Source organism: Bacteroides sp. CAG:189 (assembly GCF_000432295.1).
GTDB lineage: Bacteria > Bacteroidota > Bacteroidia > Bacteroidales > Bacteroidaceae > Bacteroides > Bacteroides salyersiae.
Genome location: NZ_HF990977.1, coordinates 1 through 11,691, shown reverse-complemented (window position 1 = coordinate 11,691; position 11,691 = coordinate 1). Strand labels below are relative to the sequence as shown.

Annotated in this window: 7 protein-coding genes; 5 read left to right on the top strand and 2 right to left on the bottom strand. The window is 36.1% G+C overall.

Annotation, left to right across the window (positions count from 1 at the left end):
• Positions 1 to 636: 636 nt before the first annotated feature.
• Positions 637 to 1,818, bottom strand: a complete 1,182-nt coding sequence (locus tag QVP90_RS00675; protein WP_007478783.1) for a site-specific integrase — start codon at positions 1,816 to 1,818, stop codon at positions 637 to 639.
• Positions 1,819 to 2,269: 451 nt separating this feature from the next.
• Between QVP90_RS00675 and QVP90_RS00670 the strand changes: the two genes are divergently transcribed.
• From QVP90_RS00670 to QVP90_RS00650, 5 genes are all read left to right on the top strand, one after another.
• Positions 2,270 to 5,245 carry a SusC/RagA family TonB-linked outer membrane protein gene (locus QVP90_RS00670; protein ID WP_005926086.1) on the top strand — a complete coding sequence of 992 codons (2,976 nt, stop codon included), beginning with the start codon at positions 2,270 to 2,272 and terminating at the stop codon, positions 5,243 to 5,245.
• A gap of 28 nt (positions 5,246 to 5,273) precedes the next feature.
• Positions 5,274 to 6,719, top strand: coding sequence for a RagB/SusD family nutrient uptake outer membrane protein (locus QVP90_RS00665; protein WP_007478786.1), 1,446 nt, complete (start codon positions 5,274 to 5,276; stop codon positions 6,717 to 6,719).
• 18 nt (positions 6,720 to 6,737) lie between these two features.
• Positions 6,738 to 7,625 carry a Calx-beta domain-containing protein gene (locus QVP90_RS00660; protein WP_007478787.1) on the top strand — a complete coding sequence of 296 codons (888 nt, stop codon included), beginning with the start codon at positions 6,738 to 6,740 and terminating at the stop codon, positions 7,623 to 7,625.
• A gap of 75 nt (positions 7,626 to 7,700) precedes the next feature.
• Complete coding sequence (locus tag QVP90_RS00655) at positions 7,701 to 9,482, top strand: M6 family metalloprotease domain-containing protein (protein WP_021935413.1); 1,782 nt, start codon at positions 7,701 to 7,703, stop codon at positions 9,480 to 9,482.
• The gene (locus tag QVP90_RS00650) at positions 9,479 to 10,126 is read left to right on the top strand and encodes a hypothetical protein (protein ID WP_007478789.1); all 648 of its coding nucleotides are present in this window, start codon (positions 9,479 to 9,481) and stop codon (positions 10,124 to 10,126) included. The genes QVP90_RS00655 and QVP90_RS00650 overlap by 4 nt, the downstream gene beginning before the upstream one ends.
• A 164-nt stretch (positions 10,127 to 10,290) precedes the next feature.
• Here the strand turns inward: QVP90_RS00650 and QVP90_RS00645 are convergent, their stop codons facing one another.
• The gene (locus QVP90_RS00645) at positions 10,291 to 11,460 is read right to left on the bottom strand and encodes an ATP-binding protein (RefSeq protein ID WP_005926069.1); all 1,170 of its coding nucleotides are present in this window, start codon (positions 11,458 to 11,460) and stop codon (positions 10,291 to 10,293) included.
• Positions 11,461 to 11,691 lie beyond the last annotated feature (231 nt).

The following is an 11,691-nucleotide window of genomic DNA, read 5'->3' as shown; positions in this document are numbered from 1 at the left end:
AACCATTGCGCTGAATCAATATTTCAAAATCCTGTAAGAATATAGCGAATGTATCTGATATTTTCCCGGTCAAACTATCTGTCGATTGAAAGGTCATCTGATGATGTTGAAATAACAACCTTTTATAAACAGAATTATGTATAAATTAAATAAATGAAAAAATCGATAGTATATATAATAATCTTAGTAATCGCAAAAAATAAGTTGTGACAGCGTCAACCCAAACCCATATACATCAGTACCTCCTGTCTGCTTGAAAAGACGTAACATCTTTTTCAAAAAGACATAGCACCTTTCAAAAAAAGACGTAGTATCTCTCAAAAAAAGATGTAACAGGTTGCAACGGAAAGATGTGCAGGTTTCAAAAAAAGATGTAGCATCTTTTTTCTGATGAATGTTTTTATTCTTCAGGATATCTTTTCTGTCTATTTTTTCCCCTTTCACCGGCTTTACCTTTTTTGCTTCACTGCTTTGTTCATCGGCGATACAGGGTGAAGGGGCCCTGCTGCTTTCCAGTCTCTGTACAAATACCCCCCCAAGTATCGGGCATACGGGGCGTAAGCACCGAGCATACGGATGGTGATTACCGGGCATACGGACGGTGGGCACGATACCCGGAAAGGATATTTCCTGATTTTACACCGGAGAACGTTTGGTACTTTTAGCTTTTTCCAGATCTCTGACAATAGTCATATCCATAACATTCGTATATACTTGTGTTGTTTTTACGCTCTTATGTCCCAATAGTTTTTGTACAGTAGTAATGTTCACTCCATTGTATATTAATAAGGTGGCATTAGTATGTCTTGCGGTATGAAAAGATATTTTTTTATGTATTCCTGCAAGCCTTGATATAATAATCAGTTCTTTATTCACATTCGAATTATCTCTGAGATTAAAAAAATCCGAAAGATTATTCTGATATTTATTCAATATTTCAAGACCTTTTCCTTTAAATAATAGATAGAGAGGGAGTCTCACTTCTATTCTGGTTTTTATTGTTTTATATATCAACCAAGTGTCTTTTTGAATTTTGACGATATTTTCGGAAGACAGATTCACAAAATCTGAATAACGTAACCCCGCATAACAGCAAAACAAAAAAGCATCTTTAGTCTTTTCCAGCCTGGTATATCTATCTCCCAAATCAAGTTTCTCTATTTTATTAAGTTCATCCGGCGAAAGGTGAGTATGGTTATTTTCTACACTTTTAATTTTATATTTCCTAAAAGCGTATTTTTGTATTTCCATATACTCCTTGTTTATTGCTGTATTTATATGACGTTTCAGGTGCTTCATGTGTTTGGCTATGGTATTCACATGATATCCTTTGGCTTGCAAGTATTGATCAAAAGAAGATATGAACTCAAAAGTTAGTTCGGTAAATGAAACATCTTTCTTATACTCCCTCAGTAATTCAAGCGTTGAAAGATGATTTTGCTTTGTACTCTCCTTCAATCTGGAATTGATGATTTCCTTACGGAAAAAAGCCAGAAAAGACTCCTCCTCCTCTTGCACGCTTACCAATGCCTCTTTTAAAGCATCCAATGTAACCGTTTTCCTTTGCTGCCATAACCCCAATTCTTTCTTTTCTATCTCAGCCATATACTCATAAATCATCCGATTTATTGCATCTGCATTCGGATGATTCCTTACTCTTCTTCTTTTTGCATCCCACTGTTCCGGTTTCAAATAGACCTTAGTCGAAAAGTACTTTTTCTTTCTATTCAAATAGGCTTCTATTTGAACTAAAGCCATGCCTTTTTTATTCAGGCTTTTTTTTCTGTTGAATACTAAATTGTAGATAATTTTTTCCATTAGGTTAATTTTGAATTAATACTATAAACAAATAAGACGTATATATGGCCTATATAAGAACTGAATAAGTTTTAATATCTGCTAAAAGCGTAAAAACATATATTATAACTAATGAATTTCTTTTAAAAAAAATGCGGAATTTTTGTTTATAAAGCTTTTCCATTAGTCAAAATGGAGAGCTTTTTGCCAAAATTTGCAGTGAAAAACAGAAAATGAACGATAAAATCGTACTTTTCGTCAATACAACATGTTATTATTTGATACTCTGTTTAGGTTTTTTAAGCTATGATTATATGCTGTTGAGCATAAACAAGCTCATTTTGATAACAATTTGTTATTAACACAAGCTTTTTTCGCAAAAATAATTGCTCGTTTCATATTTATTAATATATTTGCATTTTGTTAGAGTAAAGAAACAATTAATGTAAAGTTAAACTTTAAGAGAGAATTTATGAAAAGAAAATTAATGCTGTTATTGACCTGCCTTTTTGTAAGTATAGGTCTAGTAACTGCCCAGACTCAGAAGGTTACAGGTGTTGTGATTTCTGAAGAAGATGGGCAACCAGTTGTTGGGGCCTCTGTATTAGTAAAAGGTACCAATTTAGGTACTATAACTGATGTAGATGGTAATTTTACTTTGTCGAGCGTACCAAGTTCTGCAAAGACTTTGCAGATTTCTTACATCGGAATGCAGACACAGGAGGTAACGATCAAACCAACTGTAAAGGTAATATTAAAATCTGATTCACAGATGGTTGATGAAGTTGTAGTTGTAGCATATGGTTCTGCAAAAAAGAGTTCACTGACGGGATCTGTAGATATTGTAAAAGCGGATCAATTAACAAAAGTTCCGGTAAATAGTGTCGATCAGGCATTGCAAGGAAAAGCAGCCGGTGTACAAGTTACGGCTTCTACCGGTAGACCAGGTGCCGGAGCAAATATTAAGATTCGCGGTACCAGTTCTATTTCTGCAGGTAATGACCCGCTATATGTAATTGATGGTGTACCAGTTTCTTCTACTGATTTTGCGGCTCTTAACTCCAACGATATAGAATATATGTCTATATTGAAAGATGCTTCTGCTACTGCTATATACGGTTCCAGAGGTGCTAATGGCGTAATCCTTATTACTACTAAAAAGGGACAAAGTGGAAAGACAACTGTAAATGCGAAGGCTTTATTTGGAATTTCGACCAGAACATTGACTGACGGTGATTTTACAATGATGAATGCACAGGAGAAACTACTTTATGAGCGCCAGTTGGGTAGCGGTCAAGGAGCTTCAATGACAGATGAAGAAATTGCAGCTGCACCAAATACCAATTGGGCGGATGAAGTTTTCCGTACCGGCTTTACTCAATCATACGAACTGAACGTATCCGGTGGTACGGATGCTACCCGTTTTTATATTTCCGGTCAATATTTTGATCAGGATGCAATTGTGCCGGGTTCGTATCTGACTCGTGGTACCGTTCGTGCTAATATCGAACACAAAATTAAAGATCGCTTGAAGATTAATTTCTCTTCATCGGCCGGTGTATCTAAGGAAGGATTATTGAGAACTGACCGTAATGCATTGAATCCTTTTAATTATATTTATAGTGCAAACCCATATGATGCACCTTATAATGAAGATGGCACTTACAATACTGACATAATTGTCGGTGGTGTACCTTTGAATATATTCGAGAATATCGATAATAACCCATCCTATATCAATAAGTTGAAAATGCTTGGCGCTTTCAGTCTCGAGTGGAGAATTTGGGACGAGATTAAATATACTACTGTTGCAGGTATTGATTATACCCAAAATCTGCAGTATCAGTTCAATCATCCGGAATCTCAATTGTCTCAAATATTAGGTTCTCCTTATGGGTATCGTCGTGATTCATATGCACATAGAGCCACTTGGGTATGGACGAATATGTTGAGCTATGATAAAACGTTCAATGATGTGCATCAAGTGAAGGCTATTGTCGGTATGGAGGCACAATCCAGTAATTATCGTGATATTGCTGCTGCTGTCAGCGGATATCCTACCGGAAAATTGGATGCCATAGATATTGGTGCAACCGATAAAGATGTTGAAGGTATTACTACAGATTGGAGAATGCTTTCTTACTTGGCTACGGCAGGCTATACATATGATGATAAATATATTGTCGATGCTGCAATACGTCGTGACGGTTCTTCCCGCTTTGGTGCAGACAATCAATTCGGTACATTCTGGGCTATCGGTTTAGGATGGAATATGGAAAGAGAAAGCTTCCTTGAAGATGTAGAATGGTTGAGCCGTTTGAAACTTCGTGGCAGTGTAGGTACTTCCGGTAATAATAACATCGGTGATTATGCAGCACAAGGTGTATATGGCTACGGTAGCTACAACGGTGCTTCGACTGCTTACCCGAAACGTTTGCCAAATCCGGAACTTTCATGGGAAAAGAGTATGCAATCATCTGTAGGTCTGGATGCCGCATTTTTTGATTCACGTTTGAATATCACATTCGACCTTTATAAACGTAAAACAACCGATCTGCTTTTAGCAACACGTCTTTCAATGACTTCCGGTTTTTCAAGCCGTATTGATAATGTTGGAGAATTGATGAATAAAGGGTATGAATTGGCTATTAGCGGTGATATCATAAAGACCAATGATTGGACATTCAGTCTGAATGGAATGATATCCCAAAATAAAAACAAAATTGAGAAATTATACAAAGGGAATGACATAACAGTTGGCTGGAATAACTTAATCAAAGAGGGATATCCTATCAATGTGTACAAAATGGTACGTTGGGCTGGTGTAAATCCTGCAAATGGAGATGCTTTGTACTATACCAAAGACGGTAAAATTACAAATGTATATGATTCGAACGATGCGGTAATTTTGGATGATAAGACTCCGGACCCGAAATATTTTGGTTCGTTTGGGGCGAGAGTGGCATACAAAGGTATCGAATTGAATGCTGATTTTTATTTCTCAGGTGGCAACTACATCTATAATCACAACCGTTTCTTTACGGAAAGCGATGGTGCACAAATCGGACAGAATTTAGATAAGAGTTTATTGTATGACCAATGGAAGCAACCGGGAGATATAACCAATGTACCGAGACAGGATTTAAATAACAGCACCTATATGTCTACCAGATATCTTGAAGACGGTTCTTATATGCGTCTGAGAAATCTGACTTTGGCCTATACATTCCCCAAAAGTTTACTGAAACCTTTAAAAGTTGAAAATCTGAGAATTTTTGCCCAAGGATTGAACCTGTTCACAATTACGAATTTCCGTGGTCTTGACCCGGAAGTTGGGGACTCGCCTACAACAGGATTGGCAGCTACAGCAGGTCCAGCAGCGGCTGTACTCGATTTTAGCTTCCCTGCTTCACGTACCATTATGTTTGGTATCGAAATAGGTTTTTAATAAAGTTTTTTCATTAAAAAAATAAAGTATGAAACTATCAAGAAAAACAATAATACCGGTAATCGCTTTTTTGAGTCTTTCATTTACGGGATGTGCTGATTTTTTGGACACAACTCCCCATGACTCACTGAACAGCGATAACGCATTAGAATCTTTAGAAGATTTTAATAATACCACAAATAGTGTATATGAATCGATGCGTTCTTCATCCTACACAGCCAATTTTATGTTGATGGTACCTGATGTGATGTCAGACAATCTGATTCTGAACCGTGACGGACGTCTTATCTATAACGAGTTTGCCGGATTTAAATTTTATGCCGACACTTATGGTGTAAGTGGAATGTGGAGTGCTGCATACAATGCCATATTGGGAACAAACGAGGTTATTACACGCATGGAAAGTGATCCTTCAATCATTGCTTCAGATGAAAAATTAGGTAAGAACTTGTTGGCTGAATGTCTCGCTTTGCGCGGAATGATCCATTTTGACCTGGTACGCCTTTATGGTAAAAATTATCTCCAAGCTTCCGATTCTGATCTGGGGGTAACTTATAAAAAAGATACGGAAACAACGCTTCCGGCTCGTAACACGGTAAAAGAGGTATATACTTGGTTGACGGAAGACTTGGAAAGAGCCAAAGGGATGATGAGCGATGATTATAATACGACAATCAATTATCGTTTAAATAAAAAGGCTATTGCAGCAATTTTGGCACGCGTATATCTGACGATGGGAAAAGACCAATTGGCTGTGGATAATGCTACTGAAGCGATAGCTGGTGACGGTTCTGATATTGCCGGTATCGATGACTTTAGTAAAATATACACTACGAGCATGGATGTTCCAGAGGTTATATTACGTATTGCGTTGAAGTCTGATGACGGTTATTTGCCAGGTAATGACTGGGGACAGGGAAGTGTAAGCAATTATAATGCTAACTACTCTGTTTCTTATGGATTAAAATCATTGTATTCAGGTACAGACTGTCGTAATGCAGTTATAAAGCAAGTGACCTGTAAGAGTGGTTTGTGCAACGTTGTATGGAAATGGAATAATGGTGGAGCTACTGTAGGTTTGGTTGACATTCCTCTTATCCGTACATCTGAAATGTATATGACACGCGCTGAAGCCAATTACAACTTAAAGAATTATCCGGAGGCGCTGAGTGATTTGAATCTATTACGTGCAAAACGCTATTCTGATTATGAAGAAGGTACTGAAGCCGGATCTGCATTGGAAAAGGAAATTCAGTTACAAAGACGTTTGGAGCTTGCATTTGAAGGACATCGGTTCTTTGATCTGAAGCGCCGCCATGAAGATGTGATCCGTGACGATAAAGGGTTCCTTGCTGATGGCACAGGTGCAAGTTCTGATGCACAGGAAGTGTCAGCTGACAGCCCTTATTATGTATTGCCTATTCCTCAGTCAGAAATAGATGCAAATGAAAATATGATTCAGAACAAATATTAATTCTAAAAACAGAAACAAATGAGAAAATTGAAATATTTAATTCTGGCTGTCGGAACTTTATTTGTTATTGCTTCATGTGATGATAACATTCCGCAGTCATTCAATGCAGAAGATAGCAACGCCAGTTTTTCAAAAACAACTGCCTCTGTAAATGAAAATGCTACTGAACCTTTAGAGATTCCATTAGTATTGGCCGGTATCCCCGGAAGCGGTAAAGTTACTGTTACATTGGCCGTTTCAACAGAGGGAGATACGAATCCAGCCATTGAAGGTGAAGATTTCACAATAGACAATAAAGAAATCACTTTTGAAGAAGGCTATGGAACTCAGAATATTGTAATTCGTCCTATTGATAATAATGTATTCACAGGAAAAAAGACATTTACACTTACGATTGCAAGTAGTACTCCTGAATTGAAAGAATCCGTTCAGAACTCTGTAAAAATATCCATTGCAGACGATGAACATCCGTTATCATATTTGTTTGGAACGTATGCAATGGAAGGAATTCTGATATCTCAAGGACAGGCTTCTCCTAATGGATATGATGTTACAATAGCAGCACACGATGCTGGAGCATTGAACGAAATAGAAGTTGACTTTGGATATCCGGAAGTTGTTTTAGCTTCTGTTGGTGAAGAAGATGGGGAGACGGTTATCACATTCTATAAGAATCAAGATGTAGGAGAAGCACAAGCTGGATATATTGCTCATTTCGTATGGACAACAGTCGAAGATGGGAAACAATATTATAGCGAAACTGATAATGTAATGGCAACTTATGATAATGGGATAATTACATTGAATGAAGATAATGGATTTGGATTCCTTGCTTATGAATCAGGTGTTCCGTATGCATGGTTTGAATATTGGATGCAAGGCAGTGTTACTTTTACAAAAAAGTAATAAAATGAGTAATCAATAACTTGATAAGGTCACCTGATATTAAGGTGACCTTATTTGTCTAAAAACAAATATATTATGAAAAGGAATCTATTATTTATTGTCTTTCTGTGTTGCACATGTTTGGGTATATATGCAGCTCCTTTCCGCTTTTTGGAAACCATTGTTACTCAAGCCGATGGAAGTCAGTTAGTTTTGTATGCATCTGGTGACGAATTTTATCATTGGATACATGATAAAGACGGGTACACCATTGTACAAGCAGAAGATGGTTATTGTTATTATGCAATTAAAAACGATAAAGGAGAACTGGTACCTTCAATATATCGGGTGGATGATGAATTACCATCAAAAACAAAAATCGTTCCTTGGTTGAAAATATCAAAACAACAATACGACAAACGCCGGAAACGAATGCAAATTCAGCCAATGACCAGAACTACTAAACCTCAATATGCCTCTCATAAAAATCCATTAAACAATATCGTCATATTTGTTTCTTTTAAAGATGCTACCACATTCTCAAAAAAGAGATCGGTATATGACAGTCGGTTCAATAGTACTACATCTTCGAGCGGATCATTGAAAGACTATTATAAGGAGGTATCATACAGTAATTTGGATATCACTTCACATTTTTATCCCAAAACTTCGGATATGACTTCTACCGCTAATGGTTACATCGATTTTCATAACAGAGGCTTTTATCGCCCTTATAATGCAACAACTAACCCTGATGGCTATAGAACAAGTGACGAGTCGACAAACAGAGAACATAACTTGATAGTAAATGCTATTGATGCAGTAAAAGCCAGTATCGAACAAGATTTTACGCCGGATGAGCTGGATAATGACAACGACGGCTATATAGACAATGTCTGTTTTGTCATTCAAGGAAATAGTGATGGCTGGAGTGATTTATTGTGGGCACACCGTTGGTCGCTTTATACTAAGGAATGCTACATTCATGGTAAGCGAGTGATGGATTATGTTTTCCAACCCGAGAACCAAGTTACCGTGAATACACTTTGCCATGAGATGTTCCATGCATTAGGTGCACCGGATTTATATCATTATAGTGAAGAAAGTCAGAATCTCGATCCTGTGGGTAGTTGGGATCTGATGAACAGTGGTTGGTGTCACATGGGAGCCTATATGAAATGGATGTATGCAGGCCAAAGTTGGATTAAAGATATGCCTACAATAACCCAACCGGGTACCTATACACTACTTCCATTATCTCAGAGTGCAGAAAATAGTTGCTATAAAGTTAACTCTACTAATCCAAATGAATATTTTGTTTTGGAATACCGGAAAAAAGAAGGAAAGTATGAAAAAAATCTGATCCGGTCAGGGCTACTCATTTATAGAATCAATACAACGGTCAGTGAAGGGAATCGCAACGGTCCTCCTGATGAAGTTTATATTTATCGTCCCTTTGGTTCATTAACGGAAAATGGTTTTTTGGATGAAGCCGCTTATCAGACAACTTCGGGTGCTGTAATGACAGATAAAACATTCCCTAAGCCTTTCTTGTCAGATAATTCGGACGGTGGCCTGAGAATTAGAAATGTGATCATGGAAGATGATAAGTTGACTTTCGAAATAGAAGATATTCCTACTGGCTTTGAAAATCTTTTTGATGATAGAAAGATGCAACTAAAAATGGTGGATAATACACTGTATGTGTCATCAGATGAAAACGTTGAGTCTATTGTCGTAACAGATATTTCAGGCAAAGTTTTGGAACAAACTAAAAACACGAACCAACTTTCGTTGAAACAATTTTCTCAAGGTATCTATATTGTATCCATTCTATCCGGAAACAATATGTATAAACGAAAAATATTTATAGAATGAATTTGCTAAAAATCCGTATCATACAAATAGCCCCCTTATTGTTTTGGGGAGTTAATGTTGTAGGACAGAGTATAGATAATCATTTTCTGTTCAACCAGTTTAGAGACGCCACGATTTTATACAAAAACAAGAAGGAAAATCGGACTGCACTCAATTATAATAAAGCCACAGAAGAGATGATTTATATTTCACCAGAAGGTAAGAATATGGCATTGTATCCGATAGATCAGATTGATACGGTCTATTTTGATAAACGAAAGTTTGTTCCGGTTGACAATCGTTTTTATGAAGTCTTGTCACGGAATAAGTATACTTTATACGCTTCTTATCGTTGCCGGATGAGTATTCAAGCACAAAACATCGGCTATGGTACTTCTTCAACTACGGCTGTTGATAATATTTCATCATTAAACACATCCGGAGAAATCTATCAATTGAAATTACCCGAAAACTATAAAGCGGAACCTTACGTTCTGTATTATATTGAAGTAGATAATCAATTGAAGAAATTTACTAAAGCCAAAGAACTGGTAAAGTTATTTCCTGATCTAAAGAAAGAGATAGCATTATTTATAAAGAAGAATCGAATAAAGAATAATACAGAAAGCATAGTCAAAATCGTCGATTTTATATCTGGCTTATAATTCATAACATTTATTTGAAATGATGCTATATTGCATATATAGTAAGAGGGTACCCTTTTGTGAAGCGCACCCTCTTTTCATTTCTTTACATGACCATCTGAATTATTTATTGTATTGTTGGGAATATAGGATGGATTTAATATGCGCTACTATTCGCCACAATGTTAATAATTGAATCCGAAATGCCACAAAGGTATTGTGTTATTGTATCCATATTCTATATCGTCTTTTACCACATAAGCATTTTCTATACCATGTATTTGTTTTTGCTGTTTTCCTGCCCCTCCTATTTCAAAAGTATAGTTATCTATTTCAAAATCTGACTTCTCTGATGAAATCACTTTATGGTGAACTTTCATTTGAGAGAGAAAAAATGTTTCCCGAATGTTTCCTGTATCGGGTTTGTTTTCAGCCAAGGCATAGACTAAATTAGTATTATCCAAATAGATCTTTTCTATTTTTCCGAGTAAACGAATTCCTCCTGTACCATTACGTAGCTGGGCTATTATACCAGCTCTTTCTAAATAATATAGAAAATCAGTAATAAGATTACGATGTACGCCTATCAGTTGTCCAATTTTGGTAAAATTGGGTTTAAAAGGTACACTTTGTGATATAACATAAAGTAATTGCCGGATTTTTTTGGTAGTTGCTACATTCATATTTGCATAAATTGGTATATCATTTTCGACAGTTAAATTAATGATATTACGTAGGCGTTGGTCATATCCGGGATCACTAAAAAATGGATAATAACCATTTTCTAAATATTCTTTGAACAATGGTAACGGGTGATTAACTCCCGGAAGTTCTACTTTATGATTTAATATATCTTGTAAAGAATAAGGTAGTATTTGTATCCCCTTAGATAACATTATATACTCTCGAAAAGAAAGCCCTGGCAGGAAATAACTCAATGCCCTGCGGCTTAAATCAGCATTTCCTTTGTAAATATCAAGAATAGAGGAACCGGTAAATACAACTTGAAAGTCTGGGAAATAATCATAAATCATTTTTAATTCTTTAGACCAGTTCTGGTACTTATGTACTTCATCAATGAAAAGGTGTTTCCCACCATTTTTATAAAAAACAGAAGCTAAATCGAAAAGCTTATGTTCTGCGAAATAAAGATCATCGGCATTGACAAAAAGCGTATCTTCCAGTGAGTGATGTAACTTTATATGCTGCAATAGCATAGTTGTTTTTCCTACTCCTCTGGGTCCTATTATTCCTAACATTCTGGCAGACCAATTGATATCGTCGTGTAAATAGCGAATGTAGGATGTATCTGTCAAATTCAGTAATCTACGGAAAAGTTCAAATAATTGTTCCATATTATATAAGTTTATAGTACAAAGATACAAAACTGCCAGATAAAAGTTGCAATAATCAAATAAATTGCAACTTTTAAATTGCAATTTTAACGCTATACGCAATTTTTATATGGCAATTTAAATATAAGTAGAGTTCATTTTTGATTATAAAACACTTATAAGAGCCCAATGATAGGTAATACATTTATACATGTTTTACAAGTGTAATTATGATGTCGTTTTTATATTCGA

What these genes read in the sequence shown, in the direction of transcription:
- QVP90_RS00665 (WP_007478786.1), top strand. Translation starts at nt 5,274, where the DNA reads ATGAAACTATCAAGAAAAACAATAATACCGGTAATCGCTTTTTTGAGT.
- QVP90_RS00675 (WP_007478783.1), bottom strand. Translation starts at nt 1,818, where the DNA reads ATGGAAAAAATTATCTACAATTTAGTATTCAACAGAAAAAAAAGCCTG.
- QVP90_RS00660 (WP_007478787.1), top strand. Translation starts at nt 6,738, where the DNA reads ATGAGAAAATTGAAATATTTAATTCTGGCTGTCGGAACTTTATTTGTT.
- QVP90_RS00645 (WP_005926069.1), bottom strand. Translation starts at nt 11,460, where the DNA reads ATGGAACAATTATTTGAACTTTTCCGTAGATTACTGAATTTGACAGAT.
- QVP90_RS00655 (WP_021935413.1), top strand. Translation starts at nt 7,701, where the DNA reads ATGAAAAGGAATCTATTATTTATTGTCTTTCTGTGTTGCACATGTTTG.
- QVP90_RS00650 (WP_007478789.1), top strand. Translation starts at nt 9,479, where the DNA reads ATGAATTTGCTAAAAATCCGTATCATACAAATAGCCCCCTTATTGTTT.
- QVP90_RS00670 (WP_005926086.1), top strand. Translation starts at nt 2,270, where the DNA reads ATGAAAAGAAAATTAATGCTGTTATTGACCTGCCTTTTTGTAAGTATA.